A 22,802-nucleotide genomic window follows, 5' to 3' on the forward strand; every position below is an offset into this window, starting at 1 on the left:
CGCGGGGCGTCCGTATCGGGCGCCCCGCTTTGCATGCACACGAAGGGAAGAGACAGTGACGGACTACGACATGAACGTCTACTACAACCCGGAGAAGTACGGCCTGTCGACCGTGGGAGAGGTCGACACTTCGGGCAGCTACGAGTTCGACAAGCTCGTGGTGTGGGAACGAGCTCAGGACGGAGCGCTGTTCTGGGGTACGGACTCCGGCTGTTCGTGTCCGTCGCCGTTCGAGGACGTGGAGAGTGTCGACGGGCTGACGCTGATAACTGACGCGACGCAGTTCGCCCGGGAGTCGCGTGCGTGGTTCCGCGAGCAGTACTCCACCTATGGTGACGACCGTGACGCGCTGGAGCGCATCATCCGCCAGGTTCAGCGGCGCATGCGGAAGGCGGTCGCCGTCTGATGCACGAGTTCATCGAGTGGCCAAAGACGAAGCGGCTGTTCCGGGACATCGTCGTGACGGAGAAGCTGGACGGGACGAACAGCGCGATACACATCAGCAAGCTTCGCGACGACGAGCTGACTGAGACCCCCGCGGACCGGCTGACGTATGTCGACGGTCAGTGGTATGGGCTCACCGCGCAGTCCCGACGTCGCATCATCACCCCTGGCAAGACGACGGACAACTACGGCTTCGCCGCGTGGGTCTATGACAACGCCGCGGACCTCGTCCGGATCTTGGGCGAGGGCCTCCACTTCGGAGAGTGGTGGGGGCAGGGGATCCAGCGCGGCTACGACCTGGGCGGCAAGGTCTTCAGCCTCTTCAACACGGAACGGTGGTTCACGACGGGGGAGGACGGTTTCGACTCCATGGCGACGCGCGCCGAACTCTCGTCGCTGGCGGGGCAGATCCGGGCCGTGCCCGTGCTGTACATCGGAACGTTCAGTGAGTCTGCTATCGAGAACGCGCTCCTGCACCTGAAGGACTGCGGGTCTGTTGCCGCTCCCGGCTTCATGAACTCCGAGGGCATCTGCGTCTATCACACGCAGACCCGGGGCGTCTTCAAAGTCACTCTCGACAACCACGACGCGGGCAAGTGGGAGGCGGCAGCGTGAAGGTGTTCACCGCCCTTGCCATCGTTGGCGCTCTCATCGTGGCCGCGCTCCTCCTGACGTCGTGCGGCTCCGACAACGGACCCGCTCAGCCGTCCGGCGTGGAAATCGATATTGACCACCACTCGAAGACGAAGACGAAGCGTCCTAGCGTGCGGCCGGCTCCGAAAACGCCGCTTCGGAAGGCTCCGGCGCGACCGGGGCGGAAGTGAGCGAGGAAGAGCAGCGCAGCCCTAACTACTGCTGGGCGCACGGCTGCATGCGTGGCCAGTGCCCCGGCCCGCATTAGGAGGAGAGACCATGGCATTCAAACTGCGTTCCGGCCCGCGGCTCTATCGCGACGTTCGGGGGCACATCCTGCGCCTGCCATCAGGGATCATCTGCGTTCCGCTGGACTACCGGGGTGACGGCTACTGGTCTGCCATCCCTGTGGGTGGGCCGAACGTCACCTATGGCGCCGGAGCGTGGGACATCAGCATCCATACGGAGGACATCGACGACGCAGAGAGGATCGAAGTCCGGTGAGCGTGATCGACGTAGACGAGCTGGTCAACGCCTGGCTGATCAGTAAGTGGCTGGAGACCAGCGCCAACGAGCACGACCACCGGGACTACGTCCGCTATGACGTAGACGTTCACGGGCCCGTCTCTGAGCTGCATGTGACAAGCGCTGACGCTGCGTGGGATTGCCTCTGCTACTCGGAGTACACCCGCGAAGACGACTTCGTCATGACTGCTCACATCTTGACGGCTGCGGGAGCGGTGGAATTCGAGTACGGCCGGTGGCGAGACTTTCCGGCGTTCATCCAGGAGTTGGACGTCTACCGCGACAACCGGACGTGCCGGTACGAGCAGGAGGACGACGTATGACCCTCGAAGAGCACGCCCGCGCGATTGAGGCCGCGATCCAGGCGGCTGCGGAGGATGGGTACTACATCGACGGAGGTGACTGTATCCCAGTCTGCGCACTGGAGTTGAACGAGGTGGACGAAGCGGACCGGCCGACGAGTTGGGTTGCGGTCGGCCTGCCCCTCAACCCCATGAACTAGCGCCAACCACACACGCACAGCTTTAGCCCCCGGTTGCTTCGGCGCCGGGGGCTTTCGGCGTGTAACCACACGAGAGGAGAGCGCACATGCTCAGCGGAGGGACCACCATTCACACGGCCGACGGTTCGTCGGTGACCGTGCGGCGCGTTGGTATCGAGTACGACCTCGAAACGCGTAACGCGCGCGGAGAGACGATCGCCACCGTGCGCATGGACCGCGACGATCTGGACGCGCTGATCGTGCGCATGGAGGAGGTGCAGGGGTGGTGAGGGAGCCGAAGCTCCGCGACACCGTACTTGTTGACGGTCGTCCCCTACGCATTGAGGGTTTCTCAGAGGACTGCGGTACCCGTCTGAGCGACGGACGCTGGGTGTGTGCGAGCAGCTTCGTAGCCGTTAGGCCCGGCTGTTGGAACTACGGGCCGACCCATAACGATGTGCCGGCCTTCCCCGCCCGCGACGTCCTGATGGGCCTGGCTTTCCGTGCTGCCGACCGTGGCGCCTTTGAGGGCCTGGCCGACGACATGCGGGCTGCCATGGACGCTTATGCCCACGAGCTGACAGAGCACATCCGGGCCATGGCTGAGGCCCGGTACGGCCGTAGCTACAGCGATAACAGCGTCTTCTATCGGGCGGGCGCCCGGCGTGCCGCAGACGACATCGACCCGGAGGTATCGACGTGAGCGCATGGGCTGAGCTCGTCAACGAGCGCGACGGTGACGAGTGGCTGGAGTTGTGCAGCCACGCACTGGAGGAGGTACAGCGCGAGACGTCGCGGCGCAACGCGGAGACGATCCAGCGCGACGCAGACGAGGTATGGGCGGAGGACTGGGGCATCACCCGGGACAAGCGGTCATTCGTCACGGGTATGAGGCGCGGGGCACGCATCATCACGCCGGAGGCGACCCCGTGAGTCTCCGCATTGAGACCGTGCACGCCCTGGCGGTTGTGGAAGAGCGTCACTGTCCCGCTTCGATGCGGGATGCGCGCGGCCAAATCCCCGTACCGGCGGAGCTGATGGCCCTTCTGACCCTGCTCACGGAAGAGCTGGCGCGCCTGAACGCCCGCGTGCACCACCTGGAGAGGAGACACACATGTTCTTGCCACACGGCCCAACGCCCGACGAAGTGAAGGCTCACCTGTCTTCCCAACTCATGGATGTAACCAGCGTCCTACAGCCCATCTTCGACACTGCCGACGGTATGCGTGCCGACCTGGAGCGGCGCGGGTGGTCGTCCACTATGGCGGAGCACATGGCCGGCGTGTGGCTCGCCGGGACACTGGCCTCCATCACCAGGGGGAACGCGTGAGCATGGCTGAGCTCGTGGCCGCAGGAGCTCCGGAGCTGCCCGACGGCTGGTTCTACCGGGTGCGCTCCAACGGCCTGTGCCTGGAGGTGCAGATACGCGCGCAGAGGAAGCGCTTCGGCTCGCGGTTCCATCAGCGCGCCTACGTCCGTGAGGAAGAGTCCGCAGGGCTTCCGGCCATCGTGGCCGCGTGTCAGCGCGCAGTGACGCGACTGGAGGAGGACATCGAGTACCGGCGACGGCAGCGCGACGCAGCGCAGTACATCGGGGACCATGATCCGAAGGGCGGGCGGGGACGGCATGACTGACCTGAAGTGCACTGGTCTCTGCGTTCGTCGGCCGCCCCGATACGCGTTCCGTGAGACCCCATGGCACGGCCGTGCAGCTGAGTGTATGGACTGTGAGCCCAGAGGTTTTGAGGTTGCTCTGCGCGCCTGTCTGCGGTGGCAACTGGCGCAGGAGCGGGAGCGCGTGCGGATGTACCGACGCCACATTGAGCGGATGAGGTCAGCCCCGGACAGCATCGTGGAGTTCCGCACGGTGTCCGGCGTTGCCCTGCGCCGCCTCAATGAGCACCACGAATGGTTCGAGCGCGAGAGATTCCGCGCCGAAGCGCGCTGGGCGCCTGTATGGGCTGAGGCCCTGCGCGCGGCATACACGTTCCTGGAAGCAGAGGAGATCAGATGATGTATCCGTTCCTTGCGGGCCTCCTCTTTGAGGAGTGGGAGGCACAGTTTGCCCGGCCTCTGCCTCCGCCGCAGCCGTTCAACGCCCTCATTGCCCACGAGCGCCCGCACGTCTACCCGCCAGCTGTCCCCGCTACCTTCCGCGGGTTGAAGTGGGGGCAGCGATGACCACCATCCCTACCCCTGGAGACTTCGCCCTGACGCAGATCTCTGGAATCACGGGTCGACTCATCGCCGCCGGCCAAGCCCTCGTAGGCGACCGGGCGCCTGTTCAACACGCGTACGTGTACGTGGGCGCGGGTTGGATCGTCCAGGCCATGCCGGGCGGGGCGGAGCTCATCCGCCTGGAGGACGCCAGCGTTCCCGTGCTCTGGTCGACGGGGCTCATCCCCCTGACGGCCGCGGAGCGCATCCGTATCTGTGGCGCCGCCCGACGGCTCGTAGGGACGCCGTACTCATTCCTCGACTACGCCTCCATCGGCATGGCTCACTGGCACATCCGCCCCCGCTGGCTGCGGGACTACGTGGCCGACTCGCGTCACCTCATCTGCTCGCAGCTTGTCGACGTGGCGTACGAGTTGGCGGGGGTGTCTCTGTTTACTGACGGGCGCATACCGGGGGACGTGACGCCAGGAGACCTCTGGAAGCGCCTCCAGGCGCCGCGCGTGTCATCGACGGACCGAGACCTCTGGAGGCTCGCAAATGGCTGACTGGGCGGCAATGGTGGCGTCTAGGGATGCGTCCCTGGAGAGGGCACGGGCGTTCGTTGACGAGGTCTGGCAGATCCGTGGGCGGTGCATGGCGGACGGGGACCTGTACAGCACCCATCTGCGGCCCGTGTACGACTCCCTTCGCGAGTACGACGAGGCAGAGCGGGAGGGGCGTCCGTACCGCACCCGGTTTGAGCGCCATGACCTGGCCGGCGTTGAGGACGACCTCCGCGCAACGATGCGCGGAGCTCCGCGACTGGAGTGCGTGGGTCCTGACGGCAAGGGCGGGACGGTCGTGGTCCTCGTCGACGGCCCCTGAGAACTCGTCGGAAAAAGTTGGGCTCCAGCTGTCACATCTTCGAGCTACCGCCCCATTAGGTAGGTAGAGGCGCCTGCGGGCGCCGCGCACACCACACACGCAGGAGGCATGCACGTATGGCGAATCACCTTGCGAGTATTTGGGACGCCGACCCCGACGCCGCTCCGAAGGAGCGTCCCGCTTTCGCGGACGACACTGTGGGCCGTTTCCGCTCTGGCCGAATGGTCAAGATGGGCGGCAAGGATGTTCCCGAGTCGCTGAATGAATGGCGGGTGACCACGGGAGATCCGGTCGTTGCGGCAAGGATTTCGGAACTTCTGGGCGGTGAGTCCGAGGAGTGGGAGACGGACAAGGAGGACAACCTCCAGATCCTGACCGACGCATCCACCGTCGCCATCATCATTGAGCCGGACGGCGTCGACGCGAGCTTCAAGCAGTTCATGCCGGGTGCTGGCCTCGTGCACCACTGCGACGGCTTCACCTACCTTTCTCCGGATGAGGACAAGGGCACGGCATGTGGCTGCCCCTCTTACATTGCGGAGCGCAAGACGGCTGCGGAGAAGCTGCGGGGGCCGAAGCCTTCCGTTGACGTGAAGTTCCGCCTCCAGGACGCGCCGGATCTCGGCGTCTTCCGATTCAACTCGGGTTCATGGAAGCTTGTCGAGGCTCTGGGCCCGCTCTTTGCAGAGCTGGACCGGTTCGAGGGTCAGCAGATCCGCGCGACGCTGACGATTGAGAACGTCCGCTACACCCCGCAGAAGGGGCCGCGCGCGGGCCAGGAAGTCTCTTACAACAAGCCGGTGATCAAGGTTCTCGGGGCGTACGAGGCGGCTTCTTCCGTCGACCTGCCCGCAGCTGCCTGACCTTATTTACGCATACCTAGCGCCCGCTCTTCCCGCATTGACCGGGGAGGCGGGCGCCTTTCACGCACACATTCACACTCACAGAGGAGAACCCATGGCCCTGTTCCTGGTGTTCCGGACGGACCCCACCGAATACGACGAGTACGACGCGATCGTTGTCCGCGCAGGCAACGAGGCGACGGCCCGGAAGATCGCGACGAACGGTACCGAGGAGCATTACGGAGACGCTGTGTACTGGGACGCCGACTTTGACGGATTCCAGCGCGACGGATCCAACCTGATCGTGAACGAGCTCGTCAGCGATGGCCCGGCAGGCGTCATCCTCAAGTCGTTCAAAGCCGGGTGACGCCGTGGCAATTCTCGAACTATGCGCCGGATACGGCGGGCTGGGAATTGCGGTCGAAGCCCTGACGGGCGACAAAGTCACCATCGTGGCGGAAGTGCACGGGGCCGCCTGCAAAGTGATGAGCTACCGGTTCCCGCACGCTCCGAATATAGGCGACGTTCGGTATCAGAACTGGGCCTCACTGCTGGACGAGGAAGAGGAGATCACGACCGTAACGGCCGGGTTTCCATGCCAGGACATCAGCAACGCAGGGCCGCGAGAGGGGATCAAGGGTGAGCGCTCCGGAATCTGGTTCAACATTGCTGAAGGAATACGGATTCTTCGACCCCGACACGTCTACTTGGAGAACGTCGGAGCTATCCGAAATCGGGGGCTCGACGCGGTCCTCACATCGCTTCACCAGATCGGGTATGACGCAGCGTGGGCGTCTGTGCGAGCTTCCGACATCGGGGCTCCGCACCATCGGGACCGCTGGTTCTGCGTTGCCACACCTTCCGTCTCCGACGGTCAGTGACGCCACGCGCGGACCGGACTTCGCGAAGCGCGGCCGGGAGGGATCGGGCGGCGACGACCTTGTTACCGCCCTTGCTCGCCTGTTTCCTCGGGAGAAGGCGGAAAAGCTCTTCAAGACGCCGACGGCAAACCTGGCAAGCAACGGGGCAGCGCAGCATCCGGACAAGCGAAAAGCTGGCGGGCACGGGCCGACTCTGGAAGACGAAGTTGTGTTTCTCCTGAACGTCGACCCGGACGACGTGGCTGACGACGGCCCGCACACTCCGGCCGAATGGTGGGGGCCGTTCGCGAAGTGCGTGTACCGCTGGGAGGTTTTCATGGGGCGTCAGGCTCCGGTCCCGCTTATGCGGGGACCGCGTGGCGGTATGAAGCTGGCTCCCAAGTTCGCGGAATGGATGATGGGCCTCCCTGACGGGTGGGTTACCGACGTTCCCGATCTCACGCGTGAAGAGCAGATCGGCCGCATTGGTAACGGCGTCTGCCCGCAGCAAGCACACGAAGCATTCCGGTTCCTCAGAGACCAACTGCACGAATCATTCACGGAGGAGAGCAATGGGTAAGGCACGCCTGACCGACTACACGGGAGCGGAGATCCGCCCCGGATGCCTCGTCTCCTACGCGACGCGGCAGGGCAATGTGGTCCGCCTCTCGGAGGCTGTGGTCCTGGAGCTGGAGACCAACACGGCTGCCGGGATCGTCGTTCCGCTCGTCAAGGTGCGGCCGACGGGGCGGGACTCGGGGTTTATCGCGCGCAGGACGCTCGCAGTTCAGACGGTTGCAGCGGACCGAATGGTTGTTATCGGCACGGCGGAGGGGGACGCGAAGTGACTGAGCAGACGTTCAAGGTGGGCGACAAGGTCAAGACCATGGGTGGCCGTGTCGCCACCATCACCCACGGCCCGATCACGAGCACGTTCAGTACGTATGTCATGTACGCAGTCCGGCGGGAGGACGAGGACTTCGACCGGGCGTACAAGGCGCGGGACCTGGAGCCCTTTGCGGAGTTCACCGTGGGCGAGAAGGTGGAGCACCAGGCAGTCGGTTCCGGCGAGATTGCATTTGGTCCCTTCGAGCACACCAACGGCCCGAACCACTACCTGATGAAGGGTGAGCGTGGCACCTACGCCCTCGTGAGCGGGGACGCCCTGAAGCCCAACGCTGCCGTCAAGGTTGGTGACCGGGTCCGGGTGGTGCGTGCTGTGCACGCCTCCCGCACGCATGGCCGTCTGGGTGCGGTTACTTGCGTTGGCCTCGACCGTAAGTTTGGTGAGGTAGCCCATCCGTATTCGGTGAAGCTGGACGACGGCGACAGTGTTTACGTTGCTGAGCTGGAGCTCGTGGGGGCCGCAGACCTCTACGAACACAACGGCGTGACCTACGACCTCAACGCACGCTACAAGGACCGTGACGGCGACGTCTGGCACTTCGCACGGTTTGGCGACGAGGTCCGCGCCTGCATGGGCCGTACGCCGGAACACCAGAGGGCTGGTGACCCCTTCTACATCGCTGCGGAGTACGCCCCACTCACCCGCGTAACTGACTGACCCACCCTGCCCCCGGCGCCCACGTGGCCCGGGGCTGAGTGCGTGGAAGCACTGCCAACAGAGGAGGAGAGGGCACGTGGCGAAGATGGTTCAGCCTGTGTCGGTGGCCGTGGAACTGACGCCCATGGAACTAGAGACGGTTCGTGTGGGACTGCGTCACACGATTACGTATGGGACCACGGCCGAAGAGGATCGGGCGCGAGCCCTCTTGGGCGACCTGGAGGACGAGTGAGCGCCGTGCTCGTCATCGAGGCCGCAACCGCCCCCGCACTGGGCGACGTTCGCGACGCTGGCCCCGATGACTTGATCTACATCCGTCCCGACGCCGTGGAGCGCCGTGACTGGTCGAAGTACTGGGAGGCGGCCGGCGTGGCGTTCGCACGTGGGGCGTTCGTGCACGTGATGAACCGGGAGGGGAGCTGATGGCCACCAACGGCAACCTGAACGACATGGAGCAGTGGCGGTCTGTCGTGGAGTACCAGCAGAGGAAGCGAAATCCTGCGTACCACTGGAAGGACCGACACGACGTTCCGATGTACCTGGACGAGTGGGCCGACGAGGTCCGCTACGACGTCCGGGGACCGTACCAGTCAGCGGAGAACGCCCGGCGCCAGGCAAGTCGGGATGCGCAGTCTCGAACGCGTGAGACTGCTGGAGGCTGGGGCGCCTGCCCTCGTCAGCAGACCAGTCGAGTTGTTCGAGTCTACGTGGAGCGCGCGTCTCTTGCGTGGGAGCCGTTCGACGAGCGTGACCCCGACACCGGTAAGTGGGGTGGCTGATGGCGCGGCAGATGGAAGAGCAGTGCGCCCAGTACCGCACGCGGCTTCAGTCCGCACCATACGCCTCCATCGTTCCGAGCCGCACCCCTGCCGTGAAGTATCACGAGGGGCTGCACCGTGCGATGTCGGCAGTTTCCTACGCGGAGGATCGGGGGTCCGACGCGGCTCGCGGAGGCGAGATCTACACACGCACAGAGGACGGGTGGCGGTTGTTGTTCCGCGTAGAGGCCGGAACCTCTGCGGCGCAACTGCCGTGGAAGACGGGAGAGGACATATGAGGGATTCGTTCGGCGTCACGATCGAAGAGGGTGACTACATCCTTTCCGCGTCCACCACCACCGGGCGTGTGAAGGTGGGCACTGCGTACAAGGGTAAGAACGGGTTGCTCATGCGGATTGCCCTGTCAGCCACGTACGGTCGCCTGGAGACGGAGCACTCCAAGAGTGGTCAGCTTGGTTTCAACGTTGTCGTCCTCCGCAAGGCAAACGGCACCGTTCCCGCGCACGTTGGCGGTGGCGATGGCTAACCCCAACAAGCAAAAGGGCACTGCTTGGGAGTCCGCTTGGACCGCCTACATACAGGAGCACCACAATCCGGCGGCGCACCGGAACGTCCAGATGGGCGCGAAGGACATCGGTGACGTCTCCGGCTACTACCTCCACGCCGCGGAACTCAAGGCCGAGAAGACGATCACCCTGTCCGACTACATCGCGCAGGCCAACCGCGAGGCGATCCACGCCGGCCAACTCTTCGGGTGCGCGGTCGTCAAGCGGCGCATGAAGGGCGTGGCGGACGGCTACGTCGTTCGCGACGTCGCGACGGACGTACGGCTTATGAACCGTCTGCGGGACATGGAGAACGCGCTTCAGTCCGTCGCGCCAACTGCTTACGCGCTGATCGACACGCAGCATCGGGAGGCAGCGTGAAGCAGGTCGTCATCGAGTTCTCAGGCACCCTCACCGTCTACCCGGACGGCGACGAGTACGAGGGCGGGGAGATGACCATCGAACAGGCGCGCGGGTGGGTGTCTCACGCTCTGGCGCGGGGCGACAAGCACGCGTGGAACTACGACGCGTTGGGCAGCGCGGAGTCCGTCACCTACGAGGACTACGACGAAGACGAGTAGCGCCAATCGATTAGCGCGGCTCACACCCGCCAAGTACTGACAGGGGCGTCCTCCGGGGCGCCCCTTCCGCATGGACAACTGGAGAGGGGAGACGCGTGCGACTGTCGGAGATCCTGGGACGACTGGACGGCGTGGAGGAGGATCACGACGGCTACGTGGCGCTCTGCCCGGCGCACAACGACCGCAACCATCCGTCGCTGAAGCTGACGCTGAAGGCGGACGGAATGCTTCTCATGGTGTGCCGCACGAGCTGCCCCAAGAGCGGCGTCCTTGCAAGGATGCGCATGCGCGAGGCGGACCTCTTCGACGTCGTCAATGACATGGGTGCCCACACTGTGTCCGCGAGGGTGCCGGAGTCCGTGGGTATCGCAGAGATTGCCGGGCTGCGGGCGTTCGTCGACGCTACGTCGGGATGGCTTCCTGACGTGGACGATGCCGTGGACTACCTAGAGCGTCGTTTCGGTCTCGCACATGAGGTGGCTCAAGAACTGGGCGTGGGCTACTACGACCATCACCTAGAGTTCACGGCGCCGTGGTTGTCCGGTGCGTTCACTCGGTACCCGCGCCTCACTGTTCCGCTTTACGGCTTTGATGGTGTGGCCCGGGGTCTACAGGGACGCGATCTGTCCGGCAAGTGCCCGGCACGTTGGGTGTCGCTCACCAACGTCGACGGCCGCTCTTGGAGCAAATACGGCGTGCTCAGTGCCCACACTGGATACGACGCCATCCTCATCACTGAGGGTCCCGGCGACGGTCTGACGTCGGTGGCCGTGGGGTACGACGCGCTCATCATCCGTGGCGCCGGCCTGGCTCGGAACGCTGCCCTTGTGGCGGAGCTCGTGGAGCACCTTCGTGGCCGTGATGTGGTCTTGGCCTTTGACCCGGACGAGGCAGGCGCACGTGGCATCGGAGCCTTGGCCGAAGCGTTGATCAATGATGGCAACCCACCACGGCAGCTGCGCTTCCCAAACGCGGGGGAGGATCTGACCGACTGGCGCGAGCGGGATCCCGAGGCGTTCCCTGGCGAGCTCCACGCAGCCGTGCGCACTGCGAAGGTGGTGGAGCTGGAAGGCGAGACGGCCCCCGTCCCTGCACCGTCGGCGGAGCCGGATGTGTCCGTTACGGACGTCACCCTTCAGACGATGTCGCAGTCCGCGCGGGTGGCTTTCGATCTCACGGACGTTGGGGTTGCCGTGCGCTTGCGGGACTACATGGCCCGCACTGGCGGGGGAGTGCGGTACGCGAAGGGTCTTGGCTTCCTCGTCTGGGACGGAACGGTGTGGGCTCCGGGGAATGACGAGGTCCGTACGGCGCTCCTCCAGATGGGCGCAGAACTGATTGCGTCGGGCGACGACGGTTCCCGCCGGATCGCACTTAAGGCGCTCACAAACCGCGCGATCGAAGACGTCATCAAGACGCTTCCGTCGGTGCCCGGCGTCCCTGCGTCGGCTGGCGACTTCGACGCGGACGAGCACCTTCTGAGTGTCGCCAATGGAACCGTGGACCTCCGCACGGGACAGCTTCGGCCCCACTCGCCGGACGACATGATCACGCGACGGCTTGGCATTGCGTACTGCCCGGAGGCGAGGGCGGAGCGGTGGGTGCAGTTTCTTGGGGAGGTGTTTCCCAACCATCCGGAACTGCCAGCGTTCATGCGACGGCTGGTCGGCTACGGCATCACGGGGTCGACGTCGGCACAGTGCTTCGTGTTCATGCACGGGCAGGGGGCGAACGGGAAGAGCGTGTTCCTGGACGCTCTCCTCTACGTGTTCCGCGGCATCACGAAGTCGACGGAGTTCTCCACGTTCGAGCAGCGCGTAAATGTCGGACAAGCGAGTCCTGAACTTGCTTCCCTTCGCGGGGCCCGGCTCGTGACGGCGAGCGAGACGGAAAAGTATTCCCGCCTTGCGGAGGCGCTCGTCAAGCAGTTGACCGGCGGCGACCCGGTGACGTGCCGATTCCTGAACCAAAACCCGTTCACGTACGTTCCGTCCTTCCTCCTCATGGTTGCGGGCAACTACAAGCCCGCGATTCTGTCGCAGGATCTCGGCGTCTGGCGACGGGTGAAGCTCGTCCCGTTTGAGGCCACGTTCCGCGGTGCGTCGGCGGATACGTCCCTTCCCGCGACTCTGCGGGGAGAGGCTGAGGGGATCCTCGCGTGGGCCGTTCGCGGGGCGCAGGAGTGGTATGCGGACGGGCTCCAGGAACCCGCCTCCGTGGCCACGGCTACGCAGGACTACCGGGAGTCGGAGGACAGGCTTGCGGAGTTCATAGCTGCTCGCCTCGTCCAGGAGCCGGGCGCCCGCGTTGCTCCGATGGTCGTCCGCCGCGCATACGCGGAGTGGGCGGAGGACGCCGGACTGAGCCGGAAGGAAGTCCTCTCCGGCTGGGCGCTGGGCGTGGAGCTGGAGTCGCGCGGCTTCACGAAGGAGAAGCACGGCGGGCGCTGGGGCTTCGACGGAATCCGCCTGGCGACTGAAGCAGAGCAGACGTCCGCGCAACGTCACGCGGAGGGGCCCGGCATCGAGGAGGCCCCGGCACAGACAGGGCCGACAGACATCTTCGGGCAGCAACGAGAGGGGGCAGCGTGAGGTACTTCCCATACACAATCGCAGGCGACGAGACCATGACGCGCGTGCCGGAGACGTCAGCCGACCTGGACGAGTTCCGTGGATGGGCGGAGCGCAAAGCGCGCACGGGCGAGATGATCGGTGCCGACACGGAGACGACTGGTCTCGATACGTTCTCCCCCTCCTACGGTCTCCGCACTGTGCAAGTGGGCGACGCTCGGGAGGCGTGGGTTCTTCAGGTGGAGGGGCGCCGCGAGATGCAGGAGGCCGCCCGGCGGGCGCTCCTGGACTTGCGACAGCTCGTCTTCCACAACGCCACCTTCGACATGCTCGTCTTGGACCGCCACCTTGGGCTCCCGTTGGCGACGCTGGCGCCCAAGGTGACGGACTCGAAGATTATCGCTCACTTGTTCGATCCGCGACCCCGCCACGAGGGCGGCTATGGACTTCGGCTGAAAGAGCTCTGCGCTAAGGACGTGGATCCGGCCGCGCCGGACACACAGGAAGACCTCACGGCCGTGTTCCGCTCCATCGGGGAGACGAAGGCCACGGGTTGGCGCGCGATCGACATCAACCACCCGACCTACCTTCAGTACGCTGGCCTGGACGCCATCCTTGTCAGCCGTCTCCTGCCCGTACTGCGCAAGCGACTTGTGGATGCGGGTATCCCGCAGCGACTCGTGGACTTCGAACACCGGGTCATGATCGTCTGCGCAAAGCTGGAGCGGCGCGGGATGCTCGTGGACCACGAATACGTCCGTGGCCTCGTCGACCGGTTGGGAGAGGAGGAAGCCCTCCACGCCGCCCGCGCAAAGCAGTACGGCGTAACGAGCGTCAACGCTCCGAAGCAGGTCAGCACGGCTCTGATGGGCATGGGCGAGACGCTAACGGAGACCACTGACAGCGGGGCTCTGAAGGTCGACAAGAGCATTCTCTTGGACCTGGCCGACCTTGACGGGCAGTGGACGCCGCGGGGCACGCGCACCCCCAATCCGTTGGCTGACGCAGTGCTCCGCTCGAAGCGTGCGGGCAAGTGGAGGGCTTCGTACGGCATCGCCATGCGCGACGGCGTCGACGACGCGGGGCGTATCCACCCGAAGATCAACAGTCTCCAGGCACGGACAGCACGCATGTCCATATCCGGGCCGCCCCTTCAGCAACTCCCGTCGGGAGACTGGACGATCCGACGGGCGCTCCTGCCCGATCCCGGACATCGGATTTTCAGCGTCGACTACTCGGCGGTGGAGATGCGCGTGCTTGCGGCCCTGGCGGACGAGAAGGTCATGAAGCGGGCCATTGCAGAGGGGCGGGACCTCCACGGCTTCACGGCTGAGCTGATCTACGGGCCCGAATTTACGAAGTTTCACCGCAAATTGTGCAAGGGAGTGGGCTTCGGCAAGGTCTACGGGGGAGGCAGCCTGACGCTCAGTCGGCAGACTGGCGCCCCGCTTCCCGACGTGAAGAAGGCCGTAGCTGCCTACGACCGCACGTACCGCGCGATCAAGCGGTACAGCGAACGCCTTCAGCGTGAGGCACGCGCGGGCGGATACATCGTCTGGACCCCCGCCGGCCGACGGCTTCCGCTGGACCGGGACCGGGTGTACGCAGCCACCAACTACGCGGTCCAGAGCACGGCGCGCGATGTCCTGTGTCAGGCGCTCCTCACCATGGACGCGCAGGGTCTGACGGATTACCTCCTCCTCCCAATCCATGACGAAGCCCTGGGCTGCGCTCCGATGGACATTGCGGAGGACGTGGCGCGGGACGTCGGAAAGGCCATGAGCATGGACTTTTTTGGCGTTCCGCTCGACACAGACCCGGAAACTGCCGGTTTTTCGTGGGGGTCGCTCTACATGAAGGACGCGGCGACGATGATCAAAAACGACTCCTGGTATGCGGCCCATCCCGAAGCAGCAGCCGCCGCAGAGTTGGCGCGGCAATGAGGGCGGGCATGGCTGAAACGCGCCGTGGGCCCGTGGTACGCCTGACCGCTATTGACCGATCGGTGCCCAGAACGGCCGTTAACTCCGTCCCCACCGGGCGCAAATCGGCGTGGCTCGGGCCCACTCGTCGTGACGCTCTGCGACGGTGGGAGGAGGCCGATGCGTGGTCATGTACATACTGCGGTGCCGGTTTCGGGCCCAATGTGGCCGCAGAGGTGGACCATGTACGTCCACTTGCGAAGGGCGGTCGGGACGACTGGGGCAACCTCGTGCCGGCCTGCTCGGACTGCAACCGGGCCAAGGGGGACCGTGATGTGGCTGCCTGGCTGGGCGAATGGCAATAACGCGGGGTCACCGAGAGCGTGACGCCCGTCACGCAGAGGGGTCACCGGTCCGCCATTCAACCTTCACGACTCTTACATGCGTAACGGTTTGGTTACGCGCGATATTTGATCTCTCACGTGTGCAGCGCTACATAACCCCAGGTCCAGAGCGTGACGCGCAGTCATATGCCAACAGGGGTTCCACTGTTGGTTGGAGCGAAGTAGTACAAACATGGACAACCATGCGTCCGGATTCGGCCGCACGACGATTGCTCGCGGAGGAACGGTGACCTACAGTCCTGACCACGTTGCAGATGGACATCAGATGGCGCGGCTTCTCACCACACTCCGCACGGATGTGGAGGAACTGAGTCGGATGGTGTCCGTGTACGACGACGCAGTAACCATGGCAGGCCGCATACCTGACGTGGATGCGGACGGAACCGGCCGTCAGGCGACGCACGGACCTTCCCGCCCGACTGAGCGCACCGCCCTGGATACACGGCGGTTGGCACTCACGCACGAACTGAATAGCGGCGCCGCGCAGTTGGTCTATGCAATCGCCTACGTGCGCGGCGTCACCGCATCTATGGACCGTGCCCTCCTTCGCTGGGAGGGGGAGACGCCAGAGTCGTCGGGGGGATGCATTGATCATGCTGACCGGGCCGCAAAGGACGAGTGAGCAGCGTGGAGAACTGGCGGAGGCCGCCGGGATGATCGGGGCCGTAGCTGTCGGCGTGACGAACGTCCCGTGGATGGACGTGGAAGAGCTCTACCGGTTGCCCGGCTGGGAGACGTGTCCGCTCGCGTGCGCTGATGTCACCATGGCCGACGCGATGTGTATCACTGTTGTCGACGTCGTCCGTTGCTAGCTCCGCGCAACGTTGCGCGGAGGTCCAGCCGCCCCCGTTCCGATGGGACGGGGGCTTTCTGGTTCCTGGTCCAGCTCATTCAAGCACGCCAACGATTTATCAGATAGCGATGTGACCCACGTCACATACCCCGGCTGTCACTTCTTTGATTTACCGCCCCATTAGGCATACAGAAGCACGAACGCGAATCACACACGGAGGCACTGGCCATGGCAACCATTCAGATCACGGACGAGATGATCCACGCCGCTCAGAACGGCGACACCGTGGCCATGTGGGACATCGTCAGTGCGCATGACGAGCAGATAAGCGGCATCATCCGCGCGCTTGTTCCGGGCGCCTCGCAGTGGGACCACGAGGACATGCTTCAGGAGGCGCGCGCGGTCCTCATTCAGCACGTGCGCTCGTACAGCACGACGGGCGGGGCCACGGAGCTTCGCCACTACGCCTACCGCGCGATCCGGCGGGCCATCAGAGAGGAGCACGTACGGACCACCACGGCCACCACGGTGGACGCAACAGCCGTCCTGCGCATCCGCCGTGCCCTGGCCGTGGCAGAGGGCGACATCGAGGCGGCATGGCTCCTCGTCAGTTCCGACACCGACCCTCGGCAGCGAATGAGCCGCGACAGGTTCACGGCAACCATGGAGGCCATGGTTGCCGTGAGCAGCTGGAGCGACCCCGCCGACGAGGGAGACGGAGCCCTCACCCTTGCCGACGTGACGGCCGGGCCCGACGCGTACGACGTCGCCGAGACGCGCCAAGCGCGCAAGCAACTCGCGCATTACCTCTTGGACCAACTTCCGGTCCGTCACGCGTACGTCTGCCGTGCGTTCTTCGGTGTGGGCATGGAGCCCTCTTCGGAGGCGGAGACGGCGGCCCATCTTCAGGTCAAGGTCACGTCCGTCCGCCGACTCCGTAAGCGGGCCATCGACTTGGCACGCGCCATTACCGAGTCTCAGGGGCTCGCTGCGTAAGTCGTTCACGCACACCACCACCTATCGAGGAGACATCATGCGCTTCCCTTCCCTTGACGCCTACGACCTTCAGGGCGTGCGACCCGACGAGGCGGCCCTCTGGGGTGATGACGTGCGGTCTGCCGTCGACGAGCTGACCGACGCCGAAACGTTCAACTGGTCCGACATCGACGTCTGAACCACCTCCGCGCAACGTTGCGCGGAGTGCCACAACTACACCGAGGAGAGACTGTGGCAGATCAGTACGTTGCTCAGTGCTTCATGAGCGCCCGGGACCACATCCGGGCAACGGCAGGACTGTCTTCCGTCTGTATGGCTCCGTACAGCGACGGAGAGCCTGGCGACGAAATCTATGTGCGGCCCGCAGAGGCACGGGCGTTCGCCCAGGGCGTCCTGGCGTTGGTGGACAGTATCGACGGGAGAGAGAAGGCGCCCGGCCCCGCCGCACCGACCATTCTTCCGCCGCACGTCGCCACCCGCGCGGCCCTTCTGGAGGAGGCGCGGAGGTTGGCCGGTGAGGGCACTTCGGCGGATGTCGTCCTGCGGTACGCGCAGTTCTTGAGCGAGGATGTTGTGTAGAGCTGCATAACTGTGCCACTATGGAGTCACGCAAGGGACTTACGGATGGGCGCTCCATACGGGGCGCCTCAGAGGAGGGGACGAGATGAGCATCTACTCGGACGCACTGTTCTCGAAGAACACGCGACGGATTCCGATCAAGGATGTGCGCCCTGGTGATCGTGTCTTCATCCCGTTCCGGGAAATGAGCGGTAGCGCGCTCCGTCGGCTTCCTCGTCAGTCCCGAAACCTGTACCCGGCGAAGGTCTTCATGCGTCACTCCGACAAGTCGATGGAGAACACGCACGTTCATTACCGGCAGGGTTACGGCGTTCCCGGACCCCTTGTTCAACCGCGTGAGTCTCTCGTGCTCGTGTGGCGGCAGAGGTGGGAGGAGCCGACGGAGCGACGCAGCGAGGCGGGGCGATTGTCCCTGTCGGAAGCGTGGGACGTCGTAGGCGACCGGCGATAGCCGAAACGCCCTCCGGGGCGTCGGGTGGGAATGGCCTCCCACTCCTGATGATGGCAGGCCACTGGAGGAGATATGAAGACGCAGGCGCTCAAGCGGACCTTCTTCCGCACCCACCGTTATGGCATGTTGCGCCAGGCCGACGAGAAGCGCACGCGCGGCGCGGAGCGGAACGCCCGGAGCCGGCAGGGGCGGGTGTTGCTGGCGTCGAACATGATCTACCGCAGGCAGTGCGGCTAGGGGTTGTGTAGAGCTGCACAACTGTGCCATCATGGAGTCACGCAAGGGATTTACGGAAGGGGCCGCTCCACTCGGGGCGCCCCAGGGGAGGGGACGAGATGGCGAGCAAGCCGAGCACGATGGAGCTGCGGATCTGGCAGCGGTTCACCGCTCGATACCCGGAGGCTGCCGCGGAAATCAACCGGTCCGCCCGCGAGGACGTCACTGCCCGCGCAAAGTTCATGTCCGTCCGCAGATCAAAGGCTGAGGTGGACGCGTGGAGCTCCTCCAATGCCGCCTCCATTCGCAGCCGGATCGTCGGGTCGCACACGGAGGAGGGCCACACGGTGATAGCGGGCCTCCCGGAAGACACCTGGGGTTACTACGCGGCTCCGTGGACCCGACGGGCTGAGTCTCGCTGCCTGACGAACCGATAGCCGAAACGCCCTCCGGGGCGTCCGCGGGAAATGGCCTACCCGCGCTGATGAGGCAGGCCGTAGGAGGAGAGATGGGCACTCACGCTTCGCGCGCAGCTAGCTTGATTCGCTACTACGCCCACAGTGACTACCTGGACCAGCGCACATCGATGGCGGACGCTCGCACCGCTGTTTGCGTAGCCCGTGGTGTAGCGCTCGACGACATAGACGCCGCCTCCGGGTACGACTACTCCCGCGGCGCCTACGAGCGGTGCCGCCAGTCGTGGGTCAGCAACATCAAGACGAACGGCTTCTCGGAGGAGTACGAAGGTGCTGGCCTTCGCGCGGCGCTCTCCAACTGGACAGCACATCGACCCGACTACACCGCCGGAGATGACTGGCTTGCCGATGCGACACGGGCCCACCGCGCGTACTGGGACGGAGTGGACTCCGGGTGCAACCGGAAGACCTGCGATCTCCACACGCTCTGATCCACCCGCCCCGCATAGGCAAGCCCACTCATCCGGCACCCCCAGTGCCGACGGGCGCGCGGTTCGAATCCGCGGCGGGGCACTCAGCCACCCCCATACCCCCTAGGAGCGGTCATGGCTGGTGTAGAACCCCACCCCGTCGCAATAGGCGACCACGTGGAGATCGTGCAAAACCCCCGCGGCGTCGACGTTGGCGAGCGCGGCATCCTGATCGACATCGTGTACGACGAGGCACTTCAGCCGTACGTGGTGCGAACGTCGGAGGGGCACGTCCTGGACGCTGCGGCCGTCCACGCTGTAGAGGAGCCTGACGAGCTGGCAAGTACCGGTGGCCCTATCCGAGCTGTAGCGGTAGCGGCGGGCGTCCTTGTGGTGTCGGCTCTCACGGTGCCCACACTCCACCATTCCAGCGCCACTGAGTCGGCAGCCCCGACGCCGTGGACGTCCTCAATAGGCCCCGTGCGCCCGTACAAGCCGGAGCCGCGCGTCACCGCGCGCACCACACGCGCAGGGGAGCGGACGCCCTTCCCCACCCCAACGGAGCGCATCGCAACTCCGTCGACGACTCCAGCCGTCAAGCACCCCATCGCGACGCCACCCGCAGACATCCGCGTCTCGTATTACCGAGACTGCACGGGCCACGCACAACGGTGCATCGACGCGGGAGACCTGACGATGTACGCCGGGCGGATCCTGGCCGGCCACAACTACATGGGCTACCAGTGGCTTTCCCGCGTCCCCGTCGGTCGCACGGTTCGCGTGATCTCCGGCCCCTTGGCCGACACGTACCGCGTGTACGGCCACATGAAGCTCAACCGTCAGGGCGGGACGATTCCCGACTTCGGTTCGGCGGCTCTCGTCCTTCAGACCTGTGAGGGGAGCGGAACCGGGTTCTCGCTCCTGCACCGGATCTGAGGGGGATGGCGTGATGGCTCACATCGTCCAGGAGGTCACCATCCTCGCGCGTCACGTCCGCCGGGGCGACAGGTTCACGCACCACGGCCGCGAGTGGACAGCCAAGTACGACGCGTTCAAGGGGGTGTGGGGGAGCACGACCATCGTGACGGAAGGGTGCGGCACGGTCTACATCTCGTCGGACCGCGAGCTGACCGTACTGCGTGTCGCGCGCAGGGTTGTGTAGAGCTGCACAACTGTGTCAGCATGAAGTCACGCGAAGGGCTCACGGAGGGGACACCATGAAGCGCGAGACGTACAAGGGCAGGAAGCTGAAGGTCGTCGCAGGCAAGGGGCGGGACTGGGGCCGCACCCGTCAGTACGTCAACGGAGTGGATCAGGGCGCGTGGCAGGGTGACGAGGGCGCTGCGTTGCGGCAGTTGCGTGGGGACGTCGACTTTGCTGAGTCAGTGGGCGCTGGTAGCGGCCGGTGCGCGCCTGAGTGGTTTGCTCCTGGCACCTTCGAGCTGTGCGACGAAGGTCACGCCAAGGAGATCGATGGGGAATGCGGTCACGACTGGTGCGTGCAGCAGCGTGCGAAGGCCGCTCCGGTCGTCGACGAGACTCCCGAGGCGGAGAGCTGGCGACTTGAAAGTGTCGTGGGTCGCCTTCGCCGCATTCCTCTCTGTGACCGTACGGAGGAGCAGCGGGAGGAACTGCGCGACGCCCACGCGCGTCTCGTCGAACTGCACTCCGTGCCCCCCGTCGGGTACTCCACTCCGAAGGGTGCGGCTGACCTGATGGCGTTCGCTCAGGCGTATGGGTGGGCAACATCCGCGGTGTGGACCGCACTTGGCTACGAGGGAGACCCGTTCCTGACCGTCAAGGTAGGTCACCTCGTCCCCGCCGAGTCGCGCGAGGAGTACCGCGGGGACCGCTGGGTCTACTCTCTGACGTGGCACTCCCGGGACTGCGCGCCGGGCAAAACGCGTCGCTTCGGTCAGGGCATGGCGCAGACTCCCGACAATCCCGCGCCGCATGGCGCCCCGTCCGTCAAGGCCATCCGTAACGTGATCGCGGCAAACCCTGCGGCTACGGCTGACGTTGCCTAGCATCGGCTACTTGTGTAGAGCTGCACAACTATGCCAGTATGGGGCTACGCAAACAACTCGCGAAGGTAGGGGTCATGGAAAAGGTCTACGAGCGCACCGAGAACGGCAACACCACACACGTCAGCATCCGTGTGGCCATGGCGGAGGTGAACGAGGCGATGATGGGCCGGCTGTCCCGGGAACGCCGCGTGCGCAGAATGTCTTCTGGCCGCACCCAACACCACATCGAATACGCGGACGGCCGCGACGTCCGCATGACCCTCGTCGACGCTCCGGCTGTGGTGGAGACGGACAGCAAGGGGCGCCGGATCGTCACCGCTAAGGGCAAGCGGTACATCGTCGGCACCATTGTTCCCGCCCGGCCCAAGACCCCGGGGGCAAAGAGCTGGATCCCCGAGGCGTTCGTCTGCTACTGGACGGAGCGGAACGGCGAGACCTTCGGCGCCACGCGGTCCGCCTGCGCAAGTCGGAAGCCGGGCACCGTCGGCCGAGCTATCTGGGACGCGCTGAATGCGTGACGAGCCGACGCGGCCTCATAGCGGGACCTCCGCGCAACGTTGCGCGGAGGTCTTGTGTAGAGCTGCATAACTGTGCCACTATGGAGTCACGCAAGGGGCTCACGGAGGAGTGAAATGGAAACGCAGCTCAAGCACACACACAGCAACGGTTTCGTTCTGGAGCTGAAGGTGGGCGCTCACGCGGGTATCGGTCAGGTGGCCGACTGGATCCATATCCACCGGGCTTGCTGTCTGGACGGGATGGAGTTCCACGAGTTCCCCCACAATCCGGAGCGCCTGACGGACCTGGCCCCCGCGCTGAAGCTCGTCGGGTGGCGCCTGGCGGGCAAGCTGGCTCACGACGTCGCCGGAGGCGTCTACCGGGCTCCCGTGGAGCGCGCGGCCTGATCGGCACGCGAGGCCCCTGCCTACTCGTACTAGGCAGGGGCCTCGCCGCTCATTATCCACAACCCACCACACACTGACGGGGAGTCATGAGAACCCTTCTGCGCCGCCTTGACCCGCTGCTGATTCAGGCCATGATTGCCGCCGCTATCTCCTTTGCGCACATCCACGACATTGCGGAAGCATCGGGGCAGGCGGGATGGAAGGCGTGGGCGTATCCGGTGAGCCTTGATCTCCTCGTAGTCATGGCCTGGAAGCAGATCCGGGAGGCAGGCGACGGAGAGTCAACGAGGGCAGCAAGGCTGTGGTTCTATCTCTCGCTCGCGGCCTCCCTGAGTGCAAACGTAGTGACGTCCGGGGTCGTCAACCTGGGGAACCCGCCTGCCACCATGCGTGTACTTGTCGCTGGATGGCCGGTTCTCGCGTTCTTCGGCGGCTCCCTCCTCGTCCACGCACGCAAGACGCACACGGAGGGGGGCAACGAGAGGCCGCAGATGCTCCCTAGGGAGCCCGCGGAGGAGTCGGAGGGGGAAGTGGTTCCGGAGCCCCCGAACGCCGATCCACGGCCCGTCCTCGTCACCTACGCAGAGGCGGCGGAGAAGCTGGGCGTCGCTACGGAGACAGTACGCGGTGCGGCCTATCGCGGGCGTCTGGCTAAGTACTCCGGCGACCGCCCTGGAGCCGTCCGCGTGGACCTGGACGAGGCCCGTAGAGTCATCGTCGTGAAGCGCCCCGTAGGCGCATGAGGAACAGACGTAAC

Annotated in this window: 40 protein-coding genes and 2 other RNA genes; all 42 read left to right on the forward strand. The window is 65.2% G+C overall.

The window, feature by feature from the left end; translation table 11 throughout:
- Positions 1-55: 55 nt before the first annotated feature.
- A complete protein-coding gene (locus ACZ499_RS11385) occupies positions 56-406 on the forward strand; it encodes a DUF7574 domain-containing protein (RefSeq protein ID WP_468673921.1) in 351 nt (116 codons plus the stop codon).
- Entirely contained in the window at positions 406-1,059 is a 654-nt protein-coding gene (locus tag ACZ499_RS11390) for an RNA ligase family protein (protein ID WP_468673926.1), read from the forward strand. The genes ACZ499_RS11385 and ACZ499_RS11390 overlap by 1 nt, the downstream gene beginning before the upstream one ends.
- A 297-nt stretch (positions 1,060-1,356) precedes the next feature.
- Positions 1,357-1,581 carry a hypothetical protein gene (locus ACZ499_RS11395; protein WP_468673929.1) on the forward strand — a complete coding sequence of 75 codons (225 nt, stop codon included), beginning with the start codon at positions 1,357-1,359 and terminating at the stop codon, positions 1,579-1,581.
- Positions 1,578-1,925: a hypothetical protein gene (locus ACZ499_RS11400; RefSeq protein WP_468673932.1), complete on the forward strand. Its 348-nt coding sequence runs from the start codon at positions 1,578-1,580 to the stop codon at positions 1,923-1,925. The genes ACZ499_RS11395 and ACZ499_RS11400 overlap by 4 nt, the downstream gene beginning before the upstream one ends.
- The gene (locus tag ACZ499_RS11405; RefSeq protein WP_468673933.1) at positions 1,922-2,104 is read left to right on the forward strand and encodes a hypothetical protein; all 183 of its coding nucleotides are present in this window, start codon (positions 1,922-1,924) and stop codon (positions 2,102-2,104) included. The genes ACZ499_RS11400 and ACZ499_RS11405 overlap by 4 nt, the downstream gene beginning before the upstream one ends.
- An 86-nt stretch (positions 2,105-2,190) precedes the next feature.
- Positions 2,191-2,373 carry a hypothetical protein gene (locus ACZ499_RS11410; RefSeq protein WP_468673935.1) on the forward strand — a complete coding sequence of 61 codons (183 nt, stop codon included), beginning with the start codon at positions 2,191-2,193 and terminating at the stop codon, positions 2,371-2,373.
- 167 nt (positions 2,374-2,540) lie between these two features.
- On the forward strand, positions 2,541-2,786 hold the full coding sequence (locus ACZ499_RS11415) for a hypothetical protein (protein WP_468673937.1): 246 nt from the start codon (positions 2,541-2,543) through the stop codon (positions 2,784-2,786).
- A complete protein-coding gene (locus ACZ499_RS11420; RefSeq protein WP_468673939.1) occupies positions 2,783-3,016 on the forward strand; it encodes a hypothetical protein in 234 nt (77 codons plus the stop codon). Before ACZ499_RS11415 ends, ACZ499_RS11420 begins: the two co-directional genes overlap by 4 nt.
- Before the next feature lie 241 nt (positions 3,017-3,257).
- The gene (locus tag ACZ499_RS11425) at positions 3,258-3,413 is read left to right on the forward strand and encodes a hypothetical protein (protein WP_468673940.1); all 156 of its coding nucleotides are present in this window, start codon (positions 3,258-3,260) and stop codon (positions 3,411-3,413) included.
- 2 nt (positions 3,414-3,415) lie between these two features.
- Positions 3,416-3,718, forward strand: a complete 303-nt coding sequence (locus tag ACZ499_RS11430; protein ID WP_468673942.1) for a hypothetical protein — start codon at positions 3,416-3,418, stop codon at positions 3,716-3,718.
- 193 nt (positions 3,719-3,911) lie between these two features.
- Positions 3,912-4,097: a hypothetical protein gene (locus ACZ499_RS11435; RefSeq protein WP_468673943.1), complete on the forward strand. Its 186-nt coding sequence runs from the start codon at positions 3,912-3,914 to the stop codon at positions 4,095-4,097.
- Positions 4,098-4,260: 163 nt separating this feature from the next.
- A complete protein-coding gene (locus ACZ499_RS11440; protein ID WP_468673945.1) occupies positions 4,261-4,806 on the forward strand; it encodes a C40 family peptidase in 546 nt (181 codons plus the stop codon).
- An 88-nt stretch (positions 4,807-4,894) separates the two neighbouring features.
- Positions 4,895-5,125, forward strand: coding sequence for a hypothetical protein (locus ACZ499_RS11445; RefSeq protein WP_468673948.1), 231 nt, complete (start codon positions 4,895-4,897; stop codon positions 5,123-5,125).
- Positions 5,126-5,241: 116 nt separating this feature from the next.
- Positions 5,242-5,988, forward strand: a complete 747-nt coding sequence (locus ACZ499_RS11450) for a recombination directionality factor (RefSeq protein WP_468673949.1) — start codon at positions 5,242-5,244, stop codon at positions 5,986-5,988.
- 94 nt (positions 5,989-6,082) lie between these two features.
- Complete coding sequence (locus ACZ499_RS11455) at positions 6,083-6,334, forward strand: hypothetical protein (protein ID WP_468673951.1); 252 nt, start codon at positions 6,083-6,085, stop codon at positions 6,332-6,334.
- Entirely contained in the window at positions 6,291-6,848 is a 558-nt protein-coding gene (locus ACZ499_RS11460; protein ID WP_468673953.1) for a DNA cytosine methyltransferase, read from the forward strand. Before ACZ499_RS11455 ends, ACZ499_RS11460 begins: the two co-directional genes overlap by 44 nt.
- Positions 6,745-7,407, forward strand: coding sequence for a DNA (cytosine-5-)-methyltransferase (locus tag ACZ499_RS11465; RefSeq protein ID WP_468674093.1), 663 nt, complete (start codon positions 6,745-6,747; stop codon positions 7,405-7,407). Before ACZ499_RS11460 ends, ACZ499_RS11465 begins: the two co-directional genes overlap by 104 nt.
- Entirely contained in the window at positions 7,400-7,675 is a 276-nt protein-coding gene (locus tag ACZ499_RS11470) for a hypothetical protein (protein WP_468673955.1), read from the forward strand. Before ACZ499_RS11465 ends, ACZ499_RS11470 begins: the two co-directional genes overlap by 8 nt.
- Entirely contained in the window at positions 7,672-8,391 is a 720-nt protein-coding gene (locus ACZ499_RS11475) for a phiSA1p31-related protein (protein ID WP_468673957.1), read from the forward strand. The genes ACZ499_RS11470 and ACZ499_RS11475 overlap by 4 nt, the downstream gene beginning before the upstream one ends.
- A gap of 228 nt (positions 8,392-8,619) precedes the next feature.
- Positions 8,620-8,814 (forward strand): hypothetical protein, encoded by a 195-nt coding sequence (locus ACZ499_RS11480; protein ID WP_468673960.1) that lies wholly within the window; start codon positions 8,620-8,622, stop codon positions 8,812-8,814.
- On the forward strand, positions 8,814-9,170 hold the full coding sequence (locus tag ACZ499_RS11485) for a hypothetical protein (RefSeq protein ID WP_468673962.1): 357 nt from the start codon (positions 8,814-8,816) through the stop codon (positions 9,168-9,170). The genes ACZ499_RS11480 and ACZ499_RS11485 overlap by 1 nt, the downstream gene beginning before the upstream one ends.
- Before the next feature lie 274 nt (positions 9,171-9,444).
- Positions 9,445-9,696, forward strand: coding sequence for a hypothetical protein (locus tag ACZ499_RS11490; RefSeq protein WP_468673963.1), 252 nt, complete (start codon positions 9,445-9,447; stop codon positions 9,694-9,696).
- Positions 9,689-10,096, forward strand: a complete 408-nt coding sequence (locus ACZ499_RS11495) for a hypothetical protein (protein ID WP_468673965.1) — start codon at positions 9,689-9,691, stop codon at positions 10,094-10,096. Before ACZ499_RS11490 ends, ACZ499_RS11495 begins: the two co-directional genes overlap by 8 nt.
- Positions 10,093-10,296 (forward strand): hypothetical protein, encoded by a 204-nt coding sequence (locus tag ACZ499_RS11500; protein WP_468673967.1) that lies wholly within the window; start codon positions 10,093-10,095, stop codon positions 10,294-10,296. The genes ACZ499_RS11495 and ACZ499_RS11500 overlap by 4 nt, the downstream gene beginning before the upstream one ends.
- A 95-nt stretch (positions 10,297-10,391) precedes the next feature.
- Positions 10,392-12,887 (forward strand): phage/plasmid primase, P4 family, encoded by a 2,496-nt coding sequence (locus tag ACZ499_RS11505; RefSeq protein ID WP_468673969.1) that lies wholly within the window; start codon positions 10,392-10,394, stop codon positions 12,885-12,887.
- Positions 12,884-14,809: a DNA polymerase gene (locus ACZ499_RS11510; protein ID WP_468673971.1), complete on the forward strand. Its 1,926-nt coding sequence runs from the start codon at positions 12,884-12,886 to the stop codon at positions 14,807-14,809. Before ACZ499_RS11505 ends, ACZ499_RS11510 begins: the two co-directional genes overlap by 4 nt.
- Before the next feature lie 8 nt (positions 14,810-14,817).
- Positions 14,818-15,153 (forward strand): HNH endonuclease signature motif containing protein, encoded by a 336-nt coding sequence (locus tag ACZ499_RS11515; RefSeq protein ID WP_468673973.1) that lies wholly within the window; start codon positions 14,818-14,820, stop codon positions 15,151-15,153.
- 211 nt (positions 15,154-15,364) lie between these two features.
- The gene (locus tag ACZ499_RS11520) at positions 15,365-15,814 is read left to right on the forward strand and encodes a DUF7169 domain-containing protein (RefSeq protein WP_468673976.1); all 450 of its coding nucleotides are present in this window, start codon (positions 15,365-15,367) and stop codon (positions 15,812-15,814) included.
- Positions 15,815-16,213: 399 nt separating this feature from the next.
- Positions 16,214-16,981, forward strand: a complete 768-nt coding sequence (locus ACZ499_RS11525) for a sigma-70 family RNA polymerase sigma factor (RefSeq protein ID WP_468673978.1) — start codon at positions 16,214-16,216, stop codon at positions 16,979-16,981.
- 37 nt (positions 16,982-17,018) lie between these two features.
- Complete coding sequence (locus ACZ499_RS11530; protein ID WP_468673980.1) at positions 17,019-17,159, forward strand: hypothetical protein; 141 nt, start codon at positions 17,019-17,021, stop codon at positions 17,157-17,159.
- A gap of 134 nt (positions 17,160-17,293) precedes the next feature.
- Complete coding sequence (locus ACZ499_RS11535) at positions 17,294-17,560, forward strand: hypothetical protein (protein ID WP_468673981.1); 267 nt, start codon at positions 17,294-17,296, stop codon at positions 17,558-17,560.
- 85 nt (positions 17,561-17,645) lie between these two features.
- On the forward strand, positions 17,646-18,011 hold the full coding sequence (locus ACZ499_RS11540) for a hypothetical protein (RefSeq protein WP_468673983.1): 366 nt from the start codon (positions 17,646-17,648) through the stop codon (positions 18,009-18,011).
- Positions 18,010-18,074: hammerhead ribozyme type II (locus ACZ499_RS11545), an RNA gene on the forward strand. The genes ACZ499_RS11540 and ACZ499_RS11545 overlap by 2 nt, the downstream gene beginning before the upstream one ends.
- Positions 18,075-18,083: 9 nt before the next feature.
- Positions 18,084-18,248 (forward strand): hypothetical protein, encoded by a 165-nt coding sequence (locus ACZ499_RS11550; RefSeq protein ID WP_468673985.1) that lies wholly within the window; start codon positions 18,084-18,086, stop codon positions 18,246-18,248.
- A 414-nt stretch (positions 18,249-18,662) separates the two neighbouring features.
- Positions 18,663-18,726, forward strand: an RNA gene (locus ACZ499_RS11555) — hammerhead ribozyme type II.
- 9 nt (positions 18,727-18,735) lie between these two features.
- Positions 18,736-19,134 carry a hypothetical protein gene (locus ACZ499_RS11560; RefSeq protein WP_468673987.1) on the forward strand — a complete coding sequence of 133 codons (399 nt, stop codon included), beginning with the start codon at positions 18,736-18,738 and terminating at the stop codon, positions 19,132-19,134.
- 114 nt (positions 19,135-19,248) lie between these two features.
- Positions 19,249-20,049 (forward strand): hypothetical protein, encoded by an 801-nt coding sequence (locus tag ACZ499_RS11565; RefSeq protein ID WP_468673990.1) that lies wholly within the window; start codon positions 19,249-19,251, stop codon positions 20,047-20,049.
- Positions 20,050-20,062: 13 nt separating this feature from the next.
- Positions 20,063-20,275, forward strand: coding sequence for a hypothetical protein (locus tag ACZ499_RS11570; protein WP_468673991.1), 213 nt, complete (start codon positions 20,063-20,065; stop codon positions 20,273-20,275).
- Positions 20,276-20,330: 55 nt separating this feature from the next.
- Positions 20,331-21,140, forward strand: a complete 810-nt coding sequence (locus tag ACZ499_RS11575) for a hypothetical protein (RefSeq protein WP_468673992.1) — start codon at positions 20,331-20,333, stop codon at positions 21,138-21,140.
- A 74-nt stretch (positions 21,141-21,214) separates the two neighbouring features.
- Positions 21,215-21,658 (forward strand): hypothetical protein, encoded by a 444-nt coding sequence (locus ACZ499_RS11580; RefSeq protein ID WP_468673994.1) that lies wholly within the window; start codon positions 21,215-21,217, stop codon positions 21,656-21,658.
- A gap of 114 nt (positions 21,659-21,772) precedes the next feature.
- Positions 21,773-22,045, forward strand: coding sequence for a hypothetical protein (locus tag ACZ499_RS11585; RefSeq protein WP_468673995.1), 273 nt, complete (start codon positions 21,773-21,775; stop codon positions 22,043-22,045).
- 86 nt (positions 22,046-22,131) lie between these two features.
- Entirely contained in the window at positions 22,132-22,788 is a 657-nt protein-coding gene (locus ACZ499_RS11590) for a DUF2637 domain-containing protein (protein ID WP_468673997.1), read from the forward strand.
- The last annotated feature ends 14 nt before the right edge of the window (positions 22,789-22,802 follow it).

The organism is Streptomyces sp. NPDC031265 (assembly GCF_055570295.1).

Excerpts from the sequence above, each read along its gene's own strand:
- ACZ499_RS11390 (WP_468673926.1), top strand. The coding sequence starts at position 406 with ATGCACGAGTTCATCGAGTGGCCAAAGACGAAGCGGCTGTTCCGGGAC.
- ACZ499_RS11395 (WP_468673929.1), top strand. The coding sequence starts at position 1,357 with ATGGCATTCAAACTGCGTTCCGGCCCGCGGCTCTATCGCGACGTTCGG.
- ACZ499_RS11405 (WP_468673933.1), top strand. The coding sequence starts at position 1,922 with ATGACCCTCGAAGAGCACGCCCGCGCGATTGAGGCCGCGATCCAGGCG.
- ACZ499_RS11410 (WP_468673935.1), top strand. The coding sequence starts at position 2,191 with ATGCTCAGCGGAGGGACCACCATTCACACGGCCGACGGTTCGTCGGTG.
- ACZ499_RS11425 (WP_468673940.1), top strand. The coding sequence starts at position 3,258 with ATGGATGTAACCAGCGTCCTACAGCCCATCTTCGACACTGCCGACGGT.
- ACZ499_RS11430 (WP_468673942.1), top strand. The coding sequence starts at position 3,416 with ATGGCTGAGCTCGTGGCCGCAGGAGCTCCGGAGCTGCCCGACGGCTGG.
- ACZ499_RS11435 (WP_468673943.1), top strand. The coding sequence starts at position 3,912 with ATGAGGTCAGCCCCGGACAGCATCGTGGAGTTCCGCACGGTGTCCGGC.
- ACZ499_RS11440 (WP_468673945.1), top strand. The coding sequence starts at position 4,261 with ATGACCACCATCCCTACCCCTGGAGACTTCGCCCTGACGCAGATCTCT.
- ACZ499_RS11445 (WP_468673948.1), top strand. The coding sequence starts at position 4,895 with ATGGCGGACGGGGACCTGTACAGCACCCATCTGCGGCCCGTGTACGAC.
- ACZ499_RS11450 (WP_468673949.1), top strand. The coding sequence starts at position 5,242 with ATGGCGAATCACCTTGCGAGTATTTGGGACGCCGACCCCGACGCCGCT.
- ACZ499_RS11455 (WP_468673951.1), top strand. The coding sequence starts at position 6,083 with ATGGCCCTGTTCCTGGTGTTCCGGACGGACCCCACCGAATACGACGAG.
- ACZ499_RS11460 (WP_468673953.1), top strand. The coding sequence starts at position 6,291 with ATGGCCCGGCAGGCGTCATCCTCAAGTCGTTCAAAGCCGGGTGACGCC.
- ACZ499_RS11465 (WP_468674093.1), top strand. The coding sequence starts at position 6,745 with ATGACGCAGCGTGGGCGTCTGTGCGAGCTTCCGACATCGGGGCTCCGC.
- ACZ499_RS11470 (WP_468673955.1), top strand. The coding sequence starts at position 7,400 with ATGGGTAAGGCACGCCTGACCGACTACACGGGAGCGGAGATCCGCCCC.
- ACZ499_RS11485 (WP_468673962.1), top strand. The coding sequence starts at position 8,814 with ATGGCCACCAACGGCAACCTGAACGACATGGAGCAGTGGCGGTCTGTC.
- ACZ499_RS11490 (WP_468673963.1), top strand. The coding sequence starts at position 9,445 with ATGAGGGATTCGTTCGGCGTCACGATCGAAGAGGGTGACTACATCCTT.
- ACZ499_RS11495 (WP_468673965.1), top strand. The coding sequence starts at position 9,689 with ATGGCTAACCCCAACAAGCAAAAGGGCACTGCTTGGGAGTCCGCTTGG.
- ACZ499_RS11515 (WP_468673973.1), top strand. The coding sequence starts at position 14,818 with ATGGCTGAAACGCGCCGTGGGCCCGTGGTACGCCTGACCGCTATTGAC.
- ACZ499_RS11520 (WP_468673976.1), top strand. The coding sequence starts at position 15,365 with ATGGACAACCATGCGTCCGGATTCGGCCGCACGACGATTGCTCGCGGA.
- ACZ499_RS11525 (WP_468673978.1), top strand. The coding sequence starts at position 16,214 with ATGGCAACCATTCAGATCACGGACGAGATGATCCACGCCGCTCAGAAC.
- ACZ499_RS11530 (WP_468673980.1), top strand. The coding sequence starts at position 17,019 with ATGCGCTTCCCTTCCCTTGACGCCTACGACCTTCAGGGCGTGCGACCC.
- ACZ499_RS11535 (WP_468673981.1), top strand. The coding sequence starts at position 17,294 with ATGGCTCCGTACAGCGACGGAGAGCCTGGCGACGAAATCTATGTGCGG.
- ACZ499_RS11540 (WP_468673983.1), top strand. The coding sequence starts at position 17,646 with ATGAGCATCTACTCGGACGCACTGTTCTCGAAGAACACGCGACGGATT.
- ACZ499_RS11550 (WP_468673985.1), top strand. The coding sequence starts at position 18,084 with ATGAAGACGCAGGCGCTCAAGCGGACCTTCTTCCGCACCCACCGTTAT.
- ACZ499_RS11560 (WP_468673987.1), top strand. The coding sequence starts at position 18,736 with ATGGGCACTCACGCTTCGCGCGCAGCTAGCTTGATTCGCTACTACGCC.
- ACZ499_RS11565 (WP_468673990.1), top strand. The coding sequence starts at position 19,249 with ATGGCTGGTGTAGAACCCCACCCCGTCGCAATAGGCGACCACGTGGAG.
- ACZ499_RS11570 (WP_468673991.1), top strand. The coding sequence starts at position 20,063 with ATGGCTCACATCGTCCAGGAGGTCACCATCCTCGCGCGTCACGTCCGC.
- ACZ499_RS11575 (WP_468673992.1), top strand. The coding sequence starts at position 20,331 with ATGAAGCGCGAGACGTACAAGGGCAGGAAGCTGAAGGTCGTCGCAGGC.
- ACZ499_RS11580 (WP_468673994.1), top strand. The coding sequence starts at position 21,215 with ATGGAAAAGGTCTACGAGCGCACCGAGAACGGCAACACCACACACGTC.
- ACZ499_RS11585 (WP_468673995.1), top strand. The coding sequence starts at position 21,773 with ATGGAAACGCAGCTCAAGCACACACACAGCAACGGTTTCGTTCTGGAG.
- ACZ499_RS11590 (WP_468673997.1), top strand. The coding sequence starts at position 22,132 with ATGAGAACCCTTCTGCGCCGCCTTGACCCGCTGCTGATTCAGGCCATG.